Consider the following 22542-nt stretch of genomic DNA (forward strand, 5'->3'; position numbering starts at 1 on the left):
TTTGATCAAAGGCCGCCGACGCAGACGTATTTAAGTTCCATGTACTCGGCCAGGCCATGTTTGGAGCCTTCCCGGCCCAGGCCGGACTGTTTCCAGCCACCGAAAGGAATCGGTGCTCCGGTGAATTTCGCCGTGTTGAGCGCGACCATGCCGTACTCCAACTGCTCGGAGACGCGCGCCGCGCGCTTCAGATCATTGGTGTAGACATAAGCCGCCAGGCCGTACTCGGTTTCATTGGCGCGCTGAACGACCTCATGCTCGCTGTCGAACGGTAGGATCGCCGCGACCGGGCCGAAGGTTTCTTCAAACGCGATGTCCATTTCATCGGTGACATCCGCTAGCACGGTCGGCAGGACGAAACTGCTGCCCAGGTTGTGATCCAGGCCACCGCACATCAGCCGTGCGCCCAGCGAAATCGCATTGCCAATATGGTCACGGCATTTGTTGGCAACGCTGACACGCGTCATCGGGCCGATATCCACACCCTCTGCCAGGCCGTGACCGACACGCAGTGACTTGGCCAGCCGAGTGAACTCGGTGACGAAGGCGTCATAGTGGCTGCGCTGCACGTAGATGCGGTTGGCGGCCAGACAGTCCTGGCCAGAAGTGGCAAACTTGGCGGCGATGCACGCTGTGGCGGCTTCGTTCACGTCGGCGTCATCGAAGACAATGAAAGGCGCGTGCCCACCCAGTTCAAGCGAGACCTTTTTCACCGTGTCGGCGGACTGGCGCAGCAGAATCCGGCCGACTTCGGTAGAGCCAGTGAAGCTGAAGGCTCTCACCTCGGTGTGCTGAAGCAACTGCTTGGACAGTTTCGGCGCGTCGCCGGTGACCACCTGGAATACCCCGGCCGGGAGCCCGGCTTCTTCGGCGAGCCTCGCCAAGGCGAGCGCGGAAAGGGGCGTTTCTGGCGCCGGCTTGATGATCATCGGGCAGCCGGCTGCAAGTGCCGCGCCGGCTTTGCGGGTGATCATAGCGTTCGGAAAATTCCAAGGCGTGACTGCTGCAGTGACGCCAATGGGTTGCAGCCGGGTAGTGAGCTGACTACCCGGCAGATGGCTAGGGATCGATTCTGCGTAGCTGCGCTCGCCTTCTGCTGCGAACCACTCCAGGAAGTTGGCACCGTAGTCGATCTCACCGAGGGACTCGGCGTAGGGCTTGCCTTGCTCGGCCGACATGATGGTCGCAAGGTCCTGGCAATGCTCACGGGTCAGCGCTGCCCATTTGCGCAGCAGATTGCCGCGCTGAGCTGGCAGCAGTGCACGCCAACTGACGAAGGCTTCGCTGGCCGCCTCCACTGCACGGTCGATCCAGTGCTCGTCGCAATGGGCGACGTGGGCAATGACCTCGTCGGTAGCAGGATCGGTGACGGCCAAGTGTCCTTCGCCATGAATCCATTGCCCTGCTATGTAGGCACGCAGTTCCAGGAGATCTGGACGGCTCAACTGTTGTAACGCTGCCGTTGCACGATTTTTCATTATTTTTTGCCTCGGTTTTTCCGGCGTGAGGGTTTGCTCATGCGGCGAGCATTACGCGGGATGTGGATCCCGCGTGTGGAACTGCCGACGCAAAGGAACAGTCGTCAGATGTTCATGCGGGATGTCAGGCACGCTTGCGTTCTGCGGCAATATCTTCCAGGTCCTTGAATCGATCGCCGATGCGTGGGTGGACACGCCCGCCATCACTGGCACCAATGGCGATGACAATCTCGTCAGGGCCAGGTGCGTCGGCGATCTGGAAGGTGGAGGTGATGAAGTGCGAGCGCTTACCCGTCTCGGACTTGTGGATCATCGGTACGCTGAGCAACGCGCCCGCGCCAACCCGGGTGTTGATGAAGCTGAGAAACGCCGTGCCATCCACCGCCTCGCGGTACACGTCGCCAAAGCGCAGGGTGTGGATCAGTGCGGCGGCGTGCTCGATCTCGCCGCTGGTGCCCACCACCGCGGCTTTCCCATAGGCCTGTACGTGCTCTTTGGGCAGGTGGGCCACCAGCGCCGCGGACATCATTTTGCCCAACTCGGGTGCCAGGCGAACGATCTCGGGACTCAGGTCTTCGACGAAACCTTCGCCGGCCCAAGGGTTGCGCAGCACGGCCGCGACAACCACCGAGGTAATCGGCCTGGGTGCGTCCTTGCCGCCTTCCTGATGGGTAGTTTCGATAAACGTCACGATCTTGCGGATATCAGCGGGCATCAAAGCCTCCAGGACAGTGGGCCATGTGGAATTGAAGGCCATGCTAGTCACTGATTCGGAGCGAATCTTCCGTCGAACCATCGCAAGATTCTGTTATTTTTCCTCTGATTCGATTAATCCTTATCGGTGGAAGGGGTCCCCGATGCCTGAACATCAAGAAAAAATCACGGCGTTGCGGCGGGTGGCGAGCCAGATCAGTTCCGACGAGGACCTGGAATCGTTGCTCGGTGAGTTGACCCGCTCAGCCTGCCAGCAAGGCGGCTGGGATCTAGGGTCTGTGATGTGCATTGATCTCGCTCACGGTTACGGTGTGGTCATGGCACGGTATGAGAGCAGCCGTTTGCCGCAGAAAATGCAGGACCGCTGGGAACTGGCGACCAGTCCCTCGCTAATCGCGTTGCAGAGTGGGGAGCCGGTCTACATCCGCGATGCCCAGCACACGACACGCTTTCCGGGCTATCGGCGTGACGCCCTGGCACGCAACTACCGAACCGTACTGGCCCTGCCGATGCCCAGCAGCGACGCTGAAGGACGTCCGATGGTGCTCACTGTCATTTCTCGCTCGGTCAGGGAGGTGGCCGAGGAGGACCTGACCTTCATGGCCGCGGTGGTTGATCTGGGGGCGATCGCGGTGGACCGTGCCCATCGACGCCGTGCGCAACTGGAAGCCAATGAGCAGTTACAACGCATCCTCGGTTCGCAGCGTTCGCTGTTACGCAACGTGCTGGCGGGCGACTCGTTGCAAGCCTTGGCCGCCACCCTGGGAGAGTTGCTCGGTGGTGCGGTACTGGTGGCGGATTTCTCCGCCGGCCACGTGGTCGGCTCGGCTTCGGCCTTGCCGGCGCTGTACGACGACACGCAATGGACACGCTGGCTGGCTGGCAGCGGCGGGCGCGAACTGCTGGGCTACATTCACGACACCTTGCAGCATCAGCGTGACGGTCAGGTGATGCTGCCGCTTGAGGGAGAGCATCGGCTCGCGGCGCACATCGAAGCGCTGACGGTGGATGATGAACAGGTCGGTGCGCTGCTGGTCGTGGGTGATGCGCCGCCCGACACCCTGCGCAAGCTGCTCCTGGAGAACGCCTGCTTCGCCTTGAGCGTGCAATTGATGCGCAGCGTGATCCGCTACCGCTTTGAGACCCGCACCCTGACCGAGTTGTTTTCCGAGATCGTCGAGCGCCGCTTCCGCGATTCGGAGGATGTCCTCGCGCGCGCCCGGCGCCTCGGCTTGCCGTTGGCCGCGCCGCTGCGCATGTTAGTCGTGGATTTTGCAGGTCATGGAAGCCATCGAAACAATCTGATGCTCGAATGCAGTCGGCAGGTTTCCGGCCTGGCCAAGCAGTTGCAAGTGCCCATGCACATGGTCACCCTAGGTAGCGGCCTGGTTTGTCTACTGCCGGTAGACGCCGAGCAGGTGGCGGTGCAAGCGCGGTTTGGCCGGCGTATCGCCGATGCCCTCGGGCGTGTGCTAGGCCATGAGCCGATCGTGGTGCTGGGAGAAACGTTCGAGGGGCTCGAGCCTTTGGCCATCGAGTGGGAGCGCTGTTGGCGGATGATCCGCGTGGCCCGTGACTACGGGCGCAGCGGCATGCTCGAAATGCCGGACCTGGGTGCGCTACCGCTGCTCATCGGCGCCGCCGACGCCACCGATGTGCGGCACTTCATTAGCGGCACTCTGGGCAAGCTGATCGAGTATGACAAGCGCAACTCTGCACCTTACCTGGAGACCGTGACGGCTTACCTGCGCTCAGGTTGTCGCAGCCAGTTGGCCGCCGATGCGATGGGCTTGCACGTGACCACGCTGCGTTACCGGCTGGCACGGATTCAAGAGCTGTTCGGTCTGGACTTCGATACTCCTGAGCGGCGTTTCGCCCTTGAACTAGCGCTGCAGTTACACCAACTGACTACCGGCGCAGAACTCGGCAAAAGATGAGGGGCAGGACTACCTCGGGTGAGGCGCAGGGGTAGTCTGCTTTGCTCTTAAACCGAGAATAAATAACCGATTATTCCTCCATACCTAGGAAGAACCCTGCCTGTCACCGTCCCTATAGTTGACCTCAATCAATGCAACGGCATTCTTGAGGTGAGTGACATGCAGACCGTTGAACACGAATACAAGACGATAGACCCAATGGCCCTGCGCCGTGCCTTCGGTACGTTCGTCACCGGGGTAACCGTGGTCACAACCCGTGACGAGCAGGGCAGCCCAAGGGGCATGACGGCCAATTCGTTCACCTCCGTTTCGCTTGATCCGGCGTTGCTGCTGGTGTGCATTGGCAAGGGTGCAGCGAGCTATCCGGTGTTCCTGCAGGCCGACAGCTTTGCCGTCAACCTGCTGCACGAAGGGCAGGTCGCGCTTTCCAACGTCTTCGCCTCCAAAGCCCCCGACAAATTCGACCAGGTTAGCCACGTCGCGGTGCACACCGGGGCACCGGTGCTGACCGATTGCCTGACCTGGTTCGACTGCACGGTGCACCAGTGCATCGATGCTGGTGACCATATCATCCTGCTCGGCCAGGTCCAGGCGTTCGGTACCAGCCCAGAGGCGCCGTTGGGTTTCTGTCGCGGCCGCTATGCCCAGGTCAAGGACCCGCTGCCACCGGGCTGGCTCTCGGCGAGCGACATGATCACCGGCTACCTGATCGAATCCGAAGGGCGCTTGCTCCTGGCCGAGGATGGCAAGGGCGGCTGGGTGCTGCCGACCGCTTCGCGTCGACTCAAGGACGGCCGTCTGCCGCTGTCCGTGGGCGGCGAGTTGGCTCTGTTGCCCGATGACACCTTCCTCTATTCGGTGTTCGACACCGCCGATAACGACCCGGGTTATCTGATCTATCGCGCCAAACTGGGCGAGTCGCTGCTGGAGGGTGCGTTGCCGCCTTCGCTGCACTTCTTCTCCCTCGATCAACTGCCCTACGAAACCATTATCTCCCACGAGATACGCGCCATGTTGCAGCGCTATGCGCGTGAGACCGAGCGCGGCAGCTTCGGCATCTACATGGACTCCCAGGAGGGCGGGCGTGTCGCGATGGTCGGCAGCGCGCAGAGCTGGGACAAAGCCTACTGAGTCAGAAATCAGGAGTTGATCACACATGCAAACCACACTGCAAAGCCTGCAAGGCTCCCGGCAGCAACTGTTCATCGACGGCCAGTTCACCGTCGCCCAGAGCGGCGAGTTCCTGCCCAGTTTTGACCCGACCACCGGGCAACCCTGGTACGAATTTTCCCAGGCCGATGCTCGGGACGTTGATGCAGCGGTACGTAGCGCACAGGCCGCATTGAAAGGCGCTGCCTGGCGTCGCATGACGCAAACTGAGCGCGGCAAGCTGGTGCGCCGACTGGGTGAGCTGGTTGCGGTTCATGCCGACGAGTTGGCGCGCATCGAGTGCCGCGACAACGGCAAGCTGCTCAAGGAAATGGTGGCGCAGATGCGCGGCCTGCCTGACTCGTTCTACTACTTCGCCGGCATGGCCGACAAGCTGCAGGGCGACACCATCCCGGTCAATAAGCTCGATGCGCTGAACTACAACCTGCGTGAGCCGATTGGCGTGGTGGCCATGATCACGCCTTGGAACTCGCCGTTGATGCTGCTCACCGGCACCCTGGCACCGTGCTTGGCGATCGGTAACACCGTCGTCATCAAACCGTCCGAACACACCAGCGCATCGACCTTGGCGTTGGCCGAACTGGCGATCCAGGCCGGTATTCCGCCGGGAGTGATCAACGTGGTGACGGGCGACGGCCCGACGACCGGCGAGGCGCTCAGTCGCCACCCCGGCGTTGCCAAATTGGTGTTTACCGGCAGCACTGCCACTGGCCGCAAAATCGCCGCCAATGCGGCGCAGAACCTGGTGTCGTGCCAGATGGAACTGGGCGGTAAATCACCCCATGTGGTGTTCGCCGACGCCAACATCGAATATGCGGTCAACGGCGTGGTCGCCGGTGTGTTCGCCGCCGCCGGGCAGACCTGCGTCGCTGGCTCGCGCTGCTTTGTCGAGTCCTCGATCTATCCCGCGTTCGTCGATGCGCTGGTCGAGCGCGCACGGCGGATCAAGGTCGGCCACCCGACCATGGAAGACACCGATATCGGCCCGCTGGCGCTGGCCGCGCAGTTGGAGAAAGTCGAGCACTACGTCGATTCAGCGATCCGAGAAGGGGCCCGGGTCGCCGTGGGCGGTCGGCGCGCGGCTGAAGCGGTGCGAGACGGTGGCTGGTACTTCGAACCGACGGTCATCGTCGATGCGCGCAACGACATGCGCTTCATGCGCGATGAAATCTTCGGCCCGGTGGTCGGGGTCGTGCCCTTCGATACCGAGGCGCAACTGATCGAACTGGCCAACGACACCGAGTACGGCCTTGCCGCCGGTGTTTGGACCCGAGACATTAGCCGCGCCATGCGCTTTGCCCGTGACGTCGACGCCGGCACGGTCTGGATCAACACCTATCGCTCGACGGCCTATATGTCGTCGAACGGCGGCATGAAAAACAGCGGCTATGGCATTCGCGGCGGTTTCGAGGTGATGCGTGAGTTCTCGCGCCTGAAAAACGTGCTGGTGGACTATTCCGAGACCTTGCAAGACCCATTCGTCATCCGCCTGCGCTGATTGCGCTTGCCCAACCCCACACGACTGGAGACAACAACAATGAAATTCGCAGTTTCCCTGAGCATGGAGCGCTTCAACCCCGAGGAGCGGATGAGCGACAAGATCCACAACTTCCTCAAGCTGGTGCGCATGGCCGATGAGGGTGGCTTCGAGACCCTGTGGACCGCCGAGCACCATACGCTCGAGTGCACGATCTCGCCCAACCCATTCATTACGCTGACCTGGCTGGCCCAGCACACGCAGAACATTCGTCTCGGCACCTCGACGCTGGTGGCGCCGTACTGGTCGCCGATACGCCTGGCGGGTGAGTCCGCCTTGTGTGACCACCTGACAGGTGGGCGCCTGGAGTTCGGCATCGCCCGCGGTGCCTACCAATACGAGTTCGACCGCATGGCCGGCGGCATCCCGCAGCAAGAAGGGGTGGCCTACATGAAAGAGTTGTTGCCGGCAGTGAAAAAGCTCTGGCAGGGAGATTATGCCCACGACGGCCATTACTGGAAGTTCCCGGTCGCGACCTCGGTACCCAAGCCGCTGCAGCAGCCACACCCGCCAATCTGGGTAGCCACACGTGATCCGGCAAGCTTTGACTGGGCCGTCAGTGTCGGCGCCAACATCCTCTCCACGCCGTTGTCAGCACCGGCCAGCGAAGTCGTCGTACTGGGTGAGAAGTTCCGCAAGGCGGTGGCCGACCATCCCGAGGTACCGCGCCCGCGCTTCATGATGCAGCGCCGCACCTGTGTCTACGACCGTGAGCAGGACTGGGAAGTGGCCGTGCGCCACAGCATCGACTACGGGCGCGCCTTCGAGAACCTGATGCAGAACATCGGCACCGTGAACAACGGCTTCCCCGAGGCGGTACCCTATGAACTGGTGGCCAACCGCGATAGCTACAACCCCGAGGCGATCCGTGAGAACCTGATGTTCGGTACCCCTGACGAGATCATCCGCAAGCTGGAATTGTACGAGGCGCAAGGGGTCGACCAGTTCTGCCTGGGGTTGGCCTTCAACCTCCCGTTCGAGTTGCAGGAGAAGACGCTGCGCCTGTTCATCGACGAAGTCATGCCGCATTTCGCCCGTCGCGCCGCCGCGCGTCAGGCCGATTGAGACGGACAGGGAGCGCATATGCTGACGCAAACCTCCGACCCATCGGGCATGATCCAGGGCACCCTGGCCACCGGCGGCATCGAACTGAACTACCGCCTGCAGGGGCGCGGCCCGCGCCCGCTGGTATGCATCCACGGTGTGGGCTCATACCTGGAAGCCTGGGACGCGGTTGCCAGCCACCTGGTCGAGGACTTTCGCATCCTCACCTTCGACCTGCGCGGCCACGGGCGTTCCTCGCGGGTGTACGGCCGCTACGAGATCGACGACTTCGTCGGCGACACCTTGGCGTTGGCCGCTCACGTGGGCTTCGACACCTTCGACCTGGCCGGTTTCTCCCTGGGCGGCCTGATTGCCCAGCGCCTGGCCTTACAGCACCCGCACCGGCTGCGGCGCCTGGCGCTGCTGGCCACGGTCTCTGGGCGCACCCGCGAGGAACGCACGCGGGTACTGGAGCGTCTGGCGGCGTTGCAGGAGGGCGAACGCGGCTCGCACCATGATGCCTCGCTGTCTCGCTGGCTGTCGGAGGACTTCCAGGCGCGCAATCCGGAACTAATCGCCTGCCTGCGCCAGCGTGACGCCGAGAACGACCCTCAGTGCTATGCGGCAGCGTACCGGGTGCTGGCTGAGACCGACTATGGCGGTTTCATCGACCAAATCCAGGTACCTACCCTGATCGCCACCGGCGAGCAGGACCAGGGCTCTAACCCGCGCATGGCGACTTTCATGCACGAATGCATCCCAGGCTCCAGGCTTGAAATCCTGCCGGGGTTGCGCCACTCGATCCTGATCGAGGCACCGCAGCAGGTCGCCGGCCTATTGCATGAGTTCTTCATGGACGATCAGTGAGTGGACGGACACGCCACCAAACTCGCTGCGGCGGGGGGTGTCGGTCCGGTCAGTGAGATTCTGTTTGCTACGAGAGTGCTGGCAATGAACATCGAAAAACGCATCCCCCGAATAAAAAGCGGTTCGATATCCCTCCACCTGGCCGCCTTGCGTGAGGCCGGGCCTTCATCGACTGCCGTGTCCCCGCGAACTCAGTTCGCGGGCCATCCGAACTTGCACGAGGAGTCGCAGCCATGACTGACCGACTGGTCATTGAGAATCTCTACAAGGTGTTCAGCGACAAACCCGGCCCAGCGCTAGCGATGCTGCGCGAAGGCAAGGGTCGCGCCGAGGTGCTGGACACCCTGAGCCAGGTGGTGGGCGTGGACGACGTGTCGCTGCGCATCCCGTCCGGCTCGATCTACATGATCATGGGCCTGTCCGGCTCGGGCAAATCTACTCTGGCGCGCTGCATCAATCGCCTCAACGAGCCCAGCGCCGGACGCATCCTGCTTGACGGCGAGGACCTCTGCGCGCTGGACGAAGCGGGCCTGCGCGAGGTGCGCCGCTCCCGGATCTCCATGGTGTTCCAGCACTTCGGCCTGCTGCCCAACCGGCGGGTGATCGAGAACGTCGAGTTCGGTCTGAAGATGCGCGGCACCGCGCCGGCCCAGCGCCGCGCCCGAGCCGAGGAAGTGTTGGCGGTGGTGGGCTTGAGCAAGTGGGCCTACCACATGCCCCATGAGCTCAGCGGCGGCATGCGTCAACGTGTTGGCCTGGCCCGGGCACTGGCCACCGACGCCGACGTGCTGATCATGGATGAGGCGTTCAGCGCCCTCGATCCATTGATCCGCACCGAGATGCAGGATGAACTGCTGCGCCTGCAACGCACCCTGAACAAGACCATCCTGTTCATCACCCACGACTTCCAGGAAGCGCTCAAGCTCGGCTCACGCATTGCCATCATGTCCGAAGGCCGGGTGGTCCGCGAGGGCACGCCGCAGTCAATTGTCATGGAACCGGGCAGCGAGTACGTGGCCGGCTTCACCCGCGAGGTCGACCGCGCCCGGGTGTTCGACGCCGCTTCCGTGATGACCGTGCTTACGCCGGTGTGGCGTGGCGAAGGCCGCACCTTGCTGGGTGCCAACAGCCAGGGACCGGGGTTCCTGGTCGATGGCGAGCAGCGGCTACTGGGCATCCTCAGCCAGCAGCAGGTTGCCCTAGCCCGCAGCGGCCAGCAGGCGCCGCAGCCGGCTGCAGGCTTCACTTGCGTGCCGAGCACGGCACGGCTGGTGGACGTCGCACCGCAGTGCATTGGTGGCCAACCAGTGGGAGTCACGGACGAGTCCGGGCGACTGCTCGGGTTCCTGGATGCGGGGCATATTCTCGCCCGTATTGGCGCCGCACAGGGCGTGGAGGTGCGACATGCTTGAAGCCAACGACCTGGCGGTGTTCCCCATCGCCGACTGGATACAAAACGGTGTGCAGTGGCTGGCGGAGAACTTCCGTCCGCTGTTCTCCAGCCTGAAGTGGCCAATCGAGCAGTTGCTCAACTTCGTCGACGGCGCCTTCCATGCCATGCCGTTCCCGGTGATGGTGCTGTTGACCTTCGTGCTGTTCTGGCGCCTGGCCAACCTTCGCGTGGCGCTCTTTAGCGTTGCCGCTTACGTGACCATCGCGGTGCTTGGGGTGTGGTCGGAGGCGATGACCACACTGTCGCTGATCACCACCGCCATCGTGTTCTGCGCGGTAATTGGTATCCCTATCGGCATCTGGTGCGCACGCAGCCCTGGGGCATGGATGGTGGTGCGTCCAGTACTGGACGTGATGCAGACCACGCCGACCTTCGTGTACCTGGTACCGGTGGTGATGCTGTTCGGTGTCGGCAATGTTCCCGGTGAAGTAGCGGTGGCCACCGCGGCGATGCCGCCATTGATCCGCTTCACCCAGTTGGGCATCTGCATGGTCGACAGCGAGATCGTCGAGGCCGGCCAGGCGTTCGGTGCCAACAAGTGGCAGCTGTTGTGGGAGGTGCAACTCCCGCTGGCGATGCCGACCATCCTCGGCGGCCTGAACCAGACGGTGCTGACCGCGATGGTGATGTCGGTGGTGATCTCGATGATCGGCGCCGAGGGCTTGGGCCTGGTGGTGCTGCAGGGCATCGGCCGACTCGACGTCGGTGGCGCGGCGGTCGGCGGCATCGCCATTGTGCTGCTGGCGATCATGCTTGACCGGTTCTCCCAGGCACTGGGCGCGCCCCGGTCAGGCAAGGCCCTGACCTTTAAAAGCGTGCTCCGCCGCTGCCTGCGCGGAGAGCGCCTGCTGTCCCAGGGGCGCTGAGCCGCAGCACCTTGCTTGATGCGTTTGCGTGTGTGTCACAACCCGATAACGAGCATAAAAAGAAGGTAGACAACGATGAACATGTTTCACAAGACGCTCGCCTGTGCCGCCGTACTATTGGCCCTGACGGGCACCGCCCGAGCCGAGGGGTTGCCTGGCGATGGCCGGACCATCCGCTATGCCCAGGACAGCAGCTTGGGCGGTAACTATGTGGTGGCGCAGATCGTCTCCGACGCCTTCAAGGCGCTGGGATACAAGGTCAAGCTGGTCACCCTGGACAACACCCTGTTCTTTCCCGCCGTAGCCCAACGTGACATGGACATCGGCACCGATATCACCCTGCCGCAGCGCGAACCAGGTTTTCGCGCCGTGGCAAAGGACGCCGAACTGGTGGGAGAGGGGATGATCATTGGCGGTGGCATCAACGGCTACTTGATCGACAAGAAGACCGCACTGGCCAACAACATCACCACCCTGGAACAGTTGAAAGATCCAAAGGTCGCCGCGTTGTTCGGCTCCAGTGGCAAGGCCGAGCTGACCAGCTGCGACCCGGCGTGGAGCTGTGGCAAGGTGATCGACTACCAGATGAAGGCTTTCGAGCTGACCGGCACGGTGCGCCAGGTGCGTGGCAAGTACGAGGCGCTGATGGCCGACGTGGTGACCAAGGTCAAGGGCGGCAAACCAGTGTTCTTCTACGCCTGGAGCCCGTCGTGGGTGACCAATGCGCTGGTCCCAGGTAGCGACGTGCTGTGGCTGCCTACGCCCAAGGACGCGCTGCCGCCGGACATTCCCAACGACGGCTCGGCGCTGGTCAAGGACGTCGAGGGCTGCGCCGGCGATGCCAACCCGTGCCGTATGGCCATGGGGTCGTGGAACTACCACACGGTGGCGAACAAGCAGTTCCTCGCCGATAACCCGGCGATCCGGCAACTGATGCAGCAGGTGCATTTCCCCACCGCCGTGTGGTCGCAGTGGGAGGCAGCGATCGGCAAGGAGGGCGGCTCGCCGGAAATGATCCGCAAGCTTGCCGACCAGTGGATCGGCGCCAACCAGGCGCAGTTCGATCAGTGGATCGCCGCGGCCAAGTGACAGTCACGCCGGGGCGGCTGGCGCCCCGGCGCTTATCCAGTATCGAAACGGAGAACCTTGCATGAATCAGGAATTGTTTGAACGCGGGCTGCAGACCCGTCGTGAAGTGTTAGGCGACGCCTACGTGGACGCCGCCCTGGCCAACGCTGATGAGTTCGGCATGCCGATGCAGGAACTGGTGTCGCAATACTGCTGGGGCGATGTATGGAACCGACCGGGCCTGGACCGGCGCACCCGTAGCCTGCTCAACCTGGCCTTCATGACTGCGCTTAACCGGCCTCATGAGCTTAAGCTTCACATTCGTGGTGCGCTGAATAATGGGGTGAGCAAGGAGGAAATCCGCGAGGTGTTCCTGCAGGCGGCGATCTACGCAGGGGTGCCGGCGGCGGTGGACAGCTTCCGCTGTGCCCGTGAGGTATTCCAGCAGGGTTGATGCCCTGGCACGGGGCTCTCGCGTCAGCGCTATCGCGAGTTCGCCCCGTGACTCAGCCGCTGCAGGCACACTTCCAACCCTTCCCACGGTGATATTCATGGACTACCGCTACTTGGGCCACAGCGCCCTGAAGGTCTCCCCCTTGTGCCTGGGTACCATGATGTTCGGCGGCGCGACCGACGAACCGACCGCCCAGCGCATCATTGCCCACGCCCATGCCCAGGGTGTCAACTTCATCGACACCGCCGACGTTTACACCGGCGGTGCCGCCGAGTGTATCGTCGGCCGGGGCATCGCCTCCCAGCGCGACGACTGGGTGCTGGCCAGCAAGTTCGGCTCACCCGTCGATACTGCCCCGAACCGCCAGGGCCAGTCGCGCAAGTGGATCAACCAAGTCGTCGAGGCGAGCCTCAAGCGCCTCGGCACCGACTACCTCGACATCCTTTACTTCCACCGTGCCGTTCCCGGTGTGACCTTGGAAGAAGGCGTGCGCGCCGTCGGCGACCTGATCCGCCAGGGGAAGGTACGTTATTTCGGGGTGTCAAACTTCCGCAGTTGGTACATTGCCGAAGTGGTGCGTCTGGCCGACGATATGAGCCTGGACCGGCCGGTGGCCAGCCAGCCGCTGTATAACCTGGTCAACCGCAGCGTTGAGATCGAGCATTTGCCTGCCGCCCATCACTACGGTTTGGGTGTTGTGCCTTACAGCCCGCTGGCGCGAGGTGTTCTGACCGGCAAGTACGCTCCAGACGGCCCGCCACCGTCGGACAGCCGGGCAGGGCGCGGCGACCAGCGCATCCGCCAAACCGAATGGCGGCGCGAATCCCTGCACATTGCCCAATCGGTCGCCGCCCACGCCGCCTCACGCGGCACCAGCAGCGCTGCCTTTGCTCTGGCCTGGGTCCTCAACAACCGCTGCGTGAGCTCGGTCATCGCCGGGCCTCGCACCGAGGCGCAGTGGTACGGTTACCTAGAAGCATTGCAGGTGCGTATCGAGGAGCAGGACGAGTGCTTCGTCGACAGCCTGGTACCGCCCGGGCATTGCTCCACGCCGCACTACACTGACCCTAGCTATCCGGTCGAGGGGCGTTTCAGTTCTCCCTTGCCTGGGCGCTAATGTCCCGCCGATCGTAAGCTTCACTTGGATGGCGAGCAGACCAACTTGCTGGCGTTCAATGTCGATATTGACGCTACCCGGCCAGGCCACCGTGGCCGGGGGTATGAGGCGAAGTAGGGTAGCAAGCAAGCGATTGGCCAGCGGGCTGTGGTGGTAGCGATCAACCCTGCAGCGTTGCCTTTGAAAGGTCAGAAAGCGTGCTCGCCAAAGTATCCATGTCTTCTCCACAGCGGATACCCATTCAAATACCCTTTCCGCACAAATCATTTGCCAGTCGGGTGGTTTTCAGCGCGCCCCCGAAAGGCCAGCATGACCTCGTCGGTCCTTCCAGATGCAAAGGGGAACGGGCCATGTTCTGACTCTGTTCGGTCCATTGTACTGGTCTTCAACCTCTGGGTGGCTCAGGTTTTTAGACTGGTCGCGGGTCGCAACTTCTTAGACTGAGGTTCATATGCCCGCTGCTTTCGCCATGCTCATCGGTGCACAACTGCTGGGGGAAATTGCCCGGCGCCTGTTCCATCTGCCGTTACCTGGGCCAGTGATTGGTATGTTCCTGCTTGCAGTGGCACTGGTCACTTTTGCCAACCATTGGATTGTCCCAAGTGATGGGGCACCGGCGCCGTTGACGCAAGTGGCGCAGTCGCTGATCGGTAACATGGGATTGCTGTTTGTACCGGCTGGCGTAGGTATTGTGGCCGAGTTGGGTGTACTCGAGCGAGACTGGATACCGATTGTGGTCGGCCTTCTAGTTTCTACACTGCTTGGCCTGGTGGTCACTGGCATGGTGATGCATCACCTGACGCGTCTGGCTGAACGGCGTCAAGCATCGGCGAGTGAAGAGGATCGGGCATGATTAGTTCATTGCTTGCGTTATGGACACCATTGGCAGTCTCTCCTCTGTTATGGCTGTCACTGTCGTTGTTAGCCTTCGTGGTCGGTCAACAGGTGCAACGCCGATGTGCAGGGGCCGCCTGGGCGAACCCCGTGTTGATAGCCATCGTATTGATGGTCGTGGTATTGCAAGCGACCGGGACCGACTACGACACCTACTATGCTGGTGCGCAGTTCATCAATTTCCTCTTGGGACCAGCAACTGTCGCACTTGCGGTACCACTCGCACTTAACCTCAGCCATGTGAGGCGCAGCTTGAGTGGGGTGGGGTTGGCCCTCCTGGCCGGTTCGCTCACCACGACGCTCAGCGGTGTTGTGCTGGTCTGGTTACTGGGAGGGGATCGGAGTGTGGCGCTTTCTATGGCACCCAAATCGGTCACTACGCCAATCGCCATGGCATTGGCGGAGGAAGTTGGGGGAGTCCCCGCATTGACCGCCAGCCTGGCCATTGCCGGGGGAATCGTAGCCGCAGTCTTGGGGCGGAGTGTGTTGGGTTGGCTACGTGTCGACGACTGGCGTGCCCATGGGCTGGCTGCTGGGGTCGCCGGCAGTGGGGTAGCCGCCGCGCAGATTGCTCCGCTCAGTGGGTTGGGGGCTGCGTTCGCGGCGGTCGGCATTGGCCTTAATGGACTGTTGACCGCAGTGATCGTCCCCCTGATCAGTTCCCTGTGGCCTGCCTGAGTGTTGCTTTACCCCTATACGGGGTAATGCGCCGGGTATGGCAGGCGGGCAACGCCTGACTCGACTGCAGCCTTGGCGACTGCGCTCGAAATCGCTACCAGCAAGCGGGCATCCATCGGTTTGGGCAAGATGTAATCCCGGCCAAATGCCAGACTGTCCAGTTGATAGGCCTGCAGTACGTCACTTGGGACCGGGGTTTTGGCCAACTGTCGCAGTGCCTCTACCGCCGCAATTTTCATCGCTTCATTGATATGTCGAGCCCTCACATCCAGGGCACCACGGAAGATGAATGGGAAGCCCAGCACGTTATTCACTTGGTTGGGGTAGTCAGACCGACCGGTGGCGATGATCAGATCGTCACGCACGGATTTGGCCAACTCAGGGCTAATCTCTGGGTCAGGGTTGGAGCAGGCAAACAGGATTGGCCTCGCTGCCATATTGCCGAGTGCCTCAGGGGTCAACAGGTTCGCACCAGACAGACCCAAGAATACATCGGCGCCTTGCAAGGCCTCGTCCAGGGTGCGTGCTCCTGAGTCATTGGCGAATGCCAACTTGTGCGGATCGAGACCTTCACGACCAGAGTGGATCACGCCTTGACGGTCCAGCATATACAGCTTGTCGCGACGGGCGCCGAGTGCAACCAGCAGGTTCATGCAAGCGGTTGCTGCCGCACCGGCACCAAGACAAACGATGCGAGCGTCCTCTAAGCGCTTGTCCTGGATTTCTAGCGCATTGAGTAGACCGGCCGCAGTCACGATCGCCGTGCCATGTTGGTCGTCGTGGAAGACAGGGATGTCGCACAGCTCAATCAATTTCTGCTCAATCTCGAAGCAGTCCGGCGCCTTGATATCTTCAAGGTTGATGCCACCGAACGTGTCGGCTATGCGTGCCACGGTATCGATAAACGTCTCGGGCGTCGTGGCCTTGACCTCGATATCTACCGAATCGATGTCCGCAAAGCGCTTGAAGAGCAGTGCTTTACCCTCCATCACTGGCTTACTGGCCAGCGGGCCGAGGTTGCCGAGGCCGAGGATCGCCGAACCGTTGCTGATAACGGCGACCAAGTTGCCCTTGCTGGTATAGCGGTACGCATCATCTGGGCAGGCAGCGATAGCCCTTACTGGCTCGGCGACGCCTGGGCTGTAAGCCAAGGCAAGATCGTTGGCGGTGTTGGCCGGCTTACTCAGTTCGATACGGATTTTCCCTGGCGTGGGATGTTCATGATAGTCCAGGGCTGCTTGCTTGAAATTGGAGGTCATGGGTTCTCACCGATCATGATTGGGGTGGAAAGGCGCCGGTGAACCCGGCGCCCGGTGGGTATCAGTGCACCAGCATGCCGGTGAACACGTATGCCTGGGACAGGGTGATCAGACCGATGATGGCGGCAAAGATCAGGCTGTGCTTCAAGGTGAAGCGGAACAGATCCGACTCCTTGCCGACGATGCTGGTGGCAGCACACGCCACAGCGATCGACTGCGGCGAGATCATCTTGCCGGTTACGCCGCCACTGGTATTGGCAGCGACCAGCAGGGTGTCGCTGACGCCAATCTGGTGCGCGGTGGTGGCTTGCAGCGAGCCGAACAGGGCATTGGACGAGGTGTCGGAGCCGGTCAGGAATACCCCCAGCCAGCCCAGGAACGGCGAGAAGAACGGGAACGCCGCGCCAGTACCGGCCAGCACCAGCGCCAAGGTGGTAGACATACCGGAATAGTTGGTGACGAAGGCGAAAGCCAGCACCATGCCGATGGACAGGATCGGTAGCTTGAGTTCGACCAGGGTCTCCTTAAAGCTGACCAGTCCGGTCTTCCAGTTGATGCGCAGGACAAACATCGAGACCAGCGCCGACAGTAAGATTGCACTACCACCCGCCGACACCAAGTCGAACTTATACACCGCCGCCATTGGGGTAGGTTGGGCGACGATGGGTGCGGCCTTCATCACCAGTTGGTCCAGGTGCGGAATCTTGAACATCAGCACCAACTGCTCGAGCGCGCCACCTGGGGCGAACATCGCCTTGAATGGTTTGAGCGTCCAGATGGTTACCAGCACAGTGAGGATCAGGAACGGCGACCAAGCCTTGAGGATCTGCCCGAAGCTATACGGCGACGGCGTACTGCCGCGAGGGCCGGAGAAACCGCCCATGACCGCCGCACCGCCGGACACGCTGACCACCTCACGATCGGCGGCACGGGTCGGCTGCCAGACCTTGAGGAACAGCGTCAGCGAGACGATGCTGACCAGCGCCGAGGTGATATCCGGCAGTTCCGGGCCGATGTAATTCGAGGTCAGGTACTGAGTGATGGCAAAGCTCGCACCGGCCACCAACGCGGCAGGCCAGGTTTCTTTGACGCCGCGCCAACCATCCATGATCGCTACCAGCCAGAACGGTACGATGACCGACAGCAGCGGCAGTTGGCGTCCGGCCATGGCGCCAATCTTGAACGCGTCGATGCCAGTCACTTGCCCAGCAACGATAATCGGCACACCTAAAGCACCGAAGGCCACCGGTGCGGTGTTGGCGATCAGGCACAGCCCGGCGGCGTACAGCGGATTGAAACCCAGCCCCACAAGCAGGGCGCCGGTGATCGCCACTGGCGCGCCAAAGCCGGCCGCACCTTCGAGGAAAGCCCCGAAGGAGAAGCCGATCAGCAGTACCTGCAGGCGCTGGTCATCGGTGATCGAGAGCACCGAGCTGCGAATCACCTCGAACTGACCGCTCTTGACCGTAAGCTTGTAGAGGAATACGGCCGCGACAATGATCCAGGCGATTGGCCACAGACCATAGGCGAAGCCGTAACCGGCAGCGGCAAAGGCCATGTCCAGGGGCATGTCGTAGGCCAGGGTGGCGACGAGGATCGACAACACCAAGGTGATGGTGCCGGCGATATAGCCTTTCATGCGAAAGACGGCGAGAGCAATAAAGAAGAAAATGATCGGGATCAGCGCGACCAGGGCTGACAAGCCCAGGCTGCCGAGGGGAGTGTACATCTGTTCCCAAGTTTGCATGTTAAAAGCCTCTTTTTATTGTTGATAGCTTGTAAGGGTGATGCGGATGTTTCGACGGGGTTAGCTGGTCGAATGTGTATGACGGTGAGCAATGCCTCCTCGCTGGCAAGCCAGATCCTGTCGGTACTGGATGCTGCGAAAACGTTATTTGGGATCTCCCACAGACGCGGTGCAGTCATGTGGGAGTGAGCTCATCAGCGACGGGCAGGTACGGGTTCAGCGAGCCTGTTTGAAGCGCAACCGCCAGGCATGAAGCAGCGGCTCTGTGTAGCCACTTGGCTGCTCACGTCCCTTGAACACCAGGTCACAGGCGGCTCGGAAGGCATGGCTGCTTTCAAAGTCCGGCGCCATCGGGCGGTAGGCTTGGTCCCCAGCATTCTGCCCATCGACCACCTGAGCCATGCGCTCCAGCGCTGCACGGACTTGGCCAGTGCTAACCACACGATGGTGCAGCCAGTTCGCAATATGCTGGGCGGAGATACGCAGGGTGGCGCGGTCTTCCATCAAACCTACGTCGTGGATATCGAGCACTTTGGAACAACCAACGCCCTGTTCGATCCAGCGCACTACATAGCCAAGGATGCTCTGGCAGTTGTTATCCAGTTCTGCCTGGATCTCGGTCGGGCTCCAATTGCGATCGACACTGACCGGCACACTGAGCAGGCCTTGCAGCAACTCGGCGCGCTGGCTGTCTAGGTCGATGCGTTCCAACTCTTGTTGCACTTGACGCACGTCTACCTGGTGGTAGTGCAGCGCGTGCAGCGTCGCGGCGGTAGGCGAAGGTACCCACGCGGTGTTGGCACCGGCCTTGGGGTGAGCAATTTTCTGTTCAAGCATGGCTGCCATCAGGTCCGGCATGGCCCACATGCCCTTGCCGATTTGCGCACGTCCACGCAGGCCACAGTCCAGCCCCACCAGTACGTTGTTGCGCTCATAGGACTGGATCCAGGGAGTCGACTTCATGTCGCCCTTGCGCAGCATGGCGCCGGCTTCCATGGTCGAGTGCATCTCGTCGCCCGTACGGTCGAGGAATCCGGTATTGATGAACACCACGCGATTGGCGGCTTCGGCGATGCACGCCTTGAGGTTGATGCTGGTGCGGCGCTCCTCGTCCATGATGCCCATCTTCAAGGTATGAGGGGCCAGGCCAAGAAGATCCTCAACTCGACCAAACAGCCTGTTGGCAAATGCTACCTCAGCAGGGCCGTGCATCTTGGGCTTCACAATATAGACGCTGCCGCTACGCGAGTTGCCGCGGCGGCGCAGGTCGTGAACGGCTGCAAGGCTAGTGATTACGGCATCGAGAATTCCTTCGGGAATCTCCTGACCTTCCTGATCGAGGATGGTTGGGGTGCTCATCAGATGACCAACGTTGCGCACGAACAGCAGCGAGCGCCCCGGCAGGGTTACTGGTTTACCGTCGCGGCCCTGGTAGGTGCGGTCAGGGTTCAGGGTACGCGTGAATGCCTTCCCGTTCTTGCTCACGGTTTCAGTCAGGTTGCCCTTCATCAGGCCCAGCCAGTTACGGTAGACAGCCACCTTGTCATCGGCATCGACCGCGGCCACTGAATCTTCGCAGTCCATGATGGTGGTCAAGGCCGACTCCAGCACCAGGTCCTTGACGCCAGCGGCATCGGTGCTGCCGACTGGGCTGGTCGGGTCGATCTGGATCTCCACGTGCAAGTCATGATGCACGAGCAGTACGACGGTCGGTGACGATGCTTCGCCCTGGTGACCAACGAATTGATCCGATTGGGCCAAACCGATCGCTTCACCGCTATGCAGCGATACCCGCAATTGACCATCCACTACCTGGTAGGCGCTGGCATCGACGTGAGAACCGCCCTGCAGGGGGAAGGCCTGGTCGAGGAAGGCGCGGGCGAACGCAATGACTCGAGCGCCACGCACCGGATTGTATCCAGGCCCCTTGCTGGCGCCGCCGTCTTCGGCGATGGCGTCGGTGCCATACAGGGCATCGTACAACGAGCCCCAACGGGCATTAGCGGCGTTGAGCGCATAGCGTGCGTTCATCACCGGCACCACCAACTGCGGGCCGGCCTGCACTGCTACCTCACGGTCGACATGGTCCGTGCCGACCTTAACCTTTTCAGGTTGTGGCAGCAGATAACCGATGCTGCCAAGGAAGCGCTGATAGGCCTCCATGTCCGTTACCGACCCGGGGTGGGCGCGGTGCCAGGTATCCAATTCGCCCTGCAAGTGAACACGCTCGGCCAGCAAAGCGCGGTTGCGCGGCGCCAGATCGTGCACCAGGGCATCGAGCCCCCTCCAGAAATGATCCGACGTAATCTCGGTGCCGGGGAGCACCTCATCCTCGATGAAGTGCTTGAAGTTCTCAGCCACCTGCAAACGCTGGCATGGCACGCGCTCGGTCATTCTCGTCTCTCCTATCGCTTGGTTCATCTGTTCTTGAAGCCGCGCTCAGAGCGCAGCGATCCCGGCTGCAGCCACTTGGGCATCCTGTTCGGCCTTCACTCCGGAAACGCCCACGGCAGCAACCACTTGCCCGTCCACCCGCAGCGGAAGGCCCCCTTCGAGCGATGTCAGCAGCGGTGCGCTGACAAACGCGGTGCGCCCGCCGTTGACCATTTCCTCGTAACCCTTGGTGTCGCGTCGGCCGAGCGCTGCGCTGCGAGCCTTTTCGGTGGCGATGTAAGCAGCGATGGGGGCGCAACCATCGAGGCGCTCGAGGGCCAGCGGGTGGCCGCCGTCATCGACTACGGCGATACACACCGCCCACTGGTTACGCTGCGCCTCTTCGCGTGCGGCAGCGAGGATGCGGGCGACTTCGGCTTGTTCGAGCACAGCTTTGCGTTGCATGGTGTTCTCCTGGCTAGTGCTTCTTGCATACTGCTATGCGTTGCATGGCACTAGGTTTTCTGTGGCTATCAGTCTGGATGAGGCTTGTTAGCGGCAGAACACTTGGAAAGCGTTTTCTGCCGATACAAAAGGTATCGAATGGCACTTCGGGAACTCCCACGGACGGAACGTAGCGCCGTGGGAGATCATCGGAGTCACCTAAACGAGTGCTTCTTCCACCAGTTCAATCCAATGGCGCACAGGTGTGCGTCCAGCGCCGTCGAGGTGGGTCTGGCAGCCGATGTTGGCGGTGACGATAACTTCCGGATTGCCGCTTTCCAGGGCGTTGAGCTTGTTGTCGCGCAGTTGAAATGACAGTTCCGGCTGAGTCAGCGAATAGGTGCCTGCCGAACCGCAACACAGGTGACTGTCAGGCACGGCGGTTAGGCTGAAGCCCAGTCGCTCAAGCACACCTTCAACAGCGCCACCGAGCTTTTGTGCATGTTGCAGAGTGCAGGGGCAGTGGAAGGCCAAGCGACGATCGCCGTGGATACCCAGCCGTTCCAATGGCTCGTCGCGCAACACCTCGACCAAGTCACGAGCCAGAGTACTGACCCGCGCGGCCTTTTCGGCGTATGCAGGGTCGTCTTCGAGCAGATGGCCGTAGTCGCGCACAAAAGCGCCGCAGCCACTGGCCGTCTGTACGATGGCTTCGGCACCTGCCTCGATAGCTGGCCACCAGGCATCGATATTGCGCCGGGCGCGTTCCAAGCCCTTTTCTTGAGCATTGAGGTGGTAGTCCACTGCACCACAGCAACCGGCCTCGCGGGCCGCAGTCACAGAAATTCCCAAGCGGTCAAGCACACGTGCTGCCGCCGCATTTGTGTTGGGCGAGAGGGCAGGTTGCACGCAGCCTTCGAGCATTAGCACACGACGTGCATGCAACAGTTGAGGACGAGGCTTGGCCGGGTGCGGATGGCGCGGTAGCTTGGCTTGCAGGGTTTGCGGCAGCAACGGACGGAAGGCTTTGGCGGTGCTGGTCAAGGCCTTGAACAGTGCAGGACGCGGTACCACTGCACGCAGGCCCTCACGCAGTAGCCGCTGGCCCAGCGGGCGAGGCACCTGTTGCTCAACCACGGCGCGGCCGATGTCGAGCAGGTTGTGGTATTGCACTCCGGACGGACAGGTGGTTTCACAGTTGCGGCAGGTCAGGCAGCGGTCCAGGTGAGCTTGGGTCTTGGCCGTGACCGGCTGTCCTTCGAGCACCTGTTTGATCAGGTAAATGCGTCCGCGCGGACTATCCAACTCATCGCCCAGCAGTTGGTAGGTGGGGCAGGTGGCCGTGCAGAACCCGCAATGCACGCAGGAGCGCAGAATACGTTCGGCTTCCTCGGCACGGGGAAGACTTTTGGCTTGTTCGCTCAGATTAGTTTGCATGGTGC

At 61.8% G+C, this 22542-nt stretch carries 19 protein-coding genes; 12 read left to right on the plus strand and 7 right to left on the minus strand.

The genetic code is table 11. The annotated features are described in order from the left end of the window. Positions 1-5: 5 nt before the first annotated feature. Together J3A71_RS13510 and J3A71_RS13515 are read right to left on the minus strand one after the other, a co-directional pair. On the minus strand, positions 6-1478 hold the full coding sequence (locus J3A71_RS13510; RefSeq protein ID WP_102667722.1) for an NAD-dependent succinate-semialdehyde dehydrogenase: 1473 nt from the start codon (positions 1476-1478) through the stop codon (positions 6-8). 124 nt (positions 1479-1602) lie between these two features. Beyond that, a complete protein-coding gene (locus J3A71_RS13515) occupies positions 1603-2193 on the minus strand; it encodes an amino acid synthesis family protein (RefSeq protein WP_012314175.1) in 591 nt (196 codons plus the stop codon). 142 nt (positions 2194-2335) lie between these two features. Here J3A71_RS13515 and J3A71_RS13520 point away from each other — a divergent pair, with 142 nt between their 5' ends. The 12 genes from J3A71_RS13520 (at position 2336) to J3A71_RS13575 (ending at position 15277) form a co-directional block, all read left to right on the plus strand. Beyond that, a complete protein-coding gene (locus J3A71_RS13520; protein WP_209952963.1) occupies positions 2336-4129 on the plus strand; it encodes a helix-turn-helix domain-containing protein in 1794 nt (597 codons plus the stop codon). A gap of 159 nt (positions 4130-4288) precedes the next feature. Then, complete coding sequence (locus tag J3A71_RS13525; protein ID WP_012314177.1) at positions 4289-5260, plus strand: flavin reductase family protein; 972 nt, start codon at positions 4289-4291, stop codon at positions 5258-5260. Positions 5261-5306: 46 nt separating this feature from the next. Then, the gene (locus J3A71_RS13530) at positions 5307-6797 is read left to right on the plus strand and encodes an aldehyde dehydrogenase (protein ID WP_233100439.1); all 1491 of its coding nucleotides are present in this window, start codon (positions 5307-5309) and stop codon (positions 6795-6797) included. Between the two features lie 39 nt (positions 6798-6836). Beyond that, the gene (locus J3A71_RS13535) at positions 6837-7901 is read left to right on the plus strand and encodes an LLM class flavin-dependent oxidoreductase (protein WP_012314179.1); all 1065 of its coding nucleotides are present in this window, start codon (positions 6837-6839) and stop codon (positions 7899-7901) included. An 18-nt stretch (positions 7902-7919) separates the two neighbouring features. Then, the gene (locus J3A71_RS13540) at positions 7920-8747 is read left to right on the plus strand and encodes an alpha/beta fold hydrolase (RefSeq protein WP_012314180.1); all 828 of its coding nucleotides are present in this window, start codon (positions 7920-7922) and stop codon (positions 8745-8747) included. 233 nt (positions 8748-8980) lie between these two features. Beyond that, positions 8981-10159, plus strand: coding sequence for a glycine betaine/L-proline ABC transporter ATP-binding protein (locus J3A71_RS13545; RefSeq protein WP_012314181.1), 1179 nt, complete (start codon positions 8981-8983; stop codon positions 10157-10159). Then, positions 10152-11066 (plus strand): proline/glycine betaine ABC transporter permease, encoded by a 915-nt coding sequence (locus J3A71_RS13550; protein WP_012314182.1) that lies wholly within the window; start codon positions 10152-10154, stop codon positions 11064-11066. Before J3A71_RS13545 ends, J3A71_RS13550 begins: the two co-directional genes overlap by 8 nt. A 75-nt stretch (positions 11067-11141) precedes the next feature. Next, entirely contained in the window at positions 11142-12155 is a 1014-nt protein-coding gene (gene proX / locus J3A71_RS13555; protein WP_102667721.1) for a glycine betaine/L-proline ABC transporter substrate-binding protein ProX, read from the plus strand. A 61-nt stretch (positions 12156-12216) separates the two neighbouring features. Then, complete coding sequence (gene pcaC, locus J3A71_RS13560) at positions 12217-12588, plus strand: 4-carboxymuconolactone decarboxylase (protein WP_012314184.1); 372 nt, start codon at positions 12217-12219, stop codon at positions 12586-12588. 97 nt (positions 12589-12685) lie between these two features. Next, positions 12686-13705, plus strand: a complete 1020-nt coding sequence (locus tag J3A71_RS13565) for an aldo/keto reductase (protein WP_012314185.1) — start codon at positions 12686-12688, stop codon at positions 13703-13705. A gap of 451 nt (positions 13706-14156) precedes the next feature. Continuing rightward, positions 14157-14558: a CidA/LrgA family protein gene (locus J3A71_RS13570; RefSeq protein WP_012314186.1), complete on the plus strand. Its 402-nt coding sequence runs from the start codon at positions 14157-14159 to the stop codon at positions 14556-14558. Next, positions 14555-15277, plus strand: a complete 723-nt coding sequence (locus J3A71_RS13575) for an LrgB family protein (protein WP_042111395.1) — start codon at positions 14555-14557, stop codon at positions 15275-15277. Before J3A71_RS13570 ends, J3A71_RS13575 begins: the two co-directional genes overlap by 4 nt. A gap of 14 nt (positions 15278-15291) precedes the next feature. On the opposite strand, the gene J3A71_RS13580 is transcribed toward J3A71_RS13575, so the two are convergent. From J3A71_RS13580 to glcF, 5 genes are all read right to left on the minus strand, one after another. Continuing rightward, complete coding sequence (locus J3A71_RS13580) at positions 15292-16536, minus strand: malic enzyme-like NAD(P)-binding protein (RefSeq protein ID WP_004577328.1); 1245 nt, start codon at positions 16534-16536, stop codon at positions 15292-15294. Positions 16537-16597: 61 nt separating this feature from the next. Further along, positions 16598-18283 carry a lactate permease LctP family transporter gene (locus J3A71_RS13585; RefSeq protein WP_012314188.1) on the minus strand — a complete coding sequence of 562 codons (1686 nt, stop codon included), beginning with the start codon at positions 18281-18283 and terminating at the stop codon, positions 16598-16600. A gap of 216 nt (positions 18284-18499) precedes the next feature. After that, positions 18500-20677 (minus strand): malate synthase G, encoded by a 2178-nt coding sequence (locus J3A71_RS13590; protein WP_012314189.1) that lies wholly within the window; start codon positions 20675-20677, stop codon positions 18500-18502. A gap of 45 nt (positions 20678-20722) precedes the next feature. Then, positions 20723-21121, minus strand: a complete 399-nt coding sequence (locus tag J3A71_RS13595) for a heme-binding protein (protein ID WP_004577331.1) — start codon at positions 21119-21121, stop codon at positions 20723-20725. A gap of 198 nt (positions 21122-21319) precedes the next feature. After that, positions 21320-22537: a glycolate oxidase subunit GlcF gene (gene glcF / locus J3A71_RS13600; protein WP_012314190.1), complete on the minus strand. Its 1218-nt coding sequence runs from the start codon at positions 22535-22537 to the stop codon at positions 21320-21322. Positions 22538-22542: the final 5 nt, after the last annotated feature.

Source organism: Pseudomonas sp. PvP089 (assembly GCF_017875165.1).
Classification (GTDB): Bacteria; Pseudomonadota; Gammaproteobacteria; order Pseudomonadales; family Pseudomonadaceae; genus Aquipseudomonas; species Aquipseudomonas fortuita.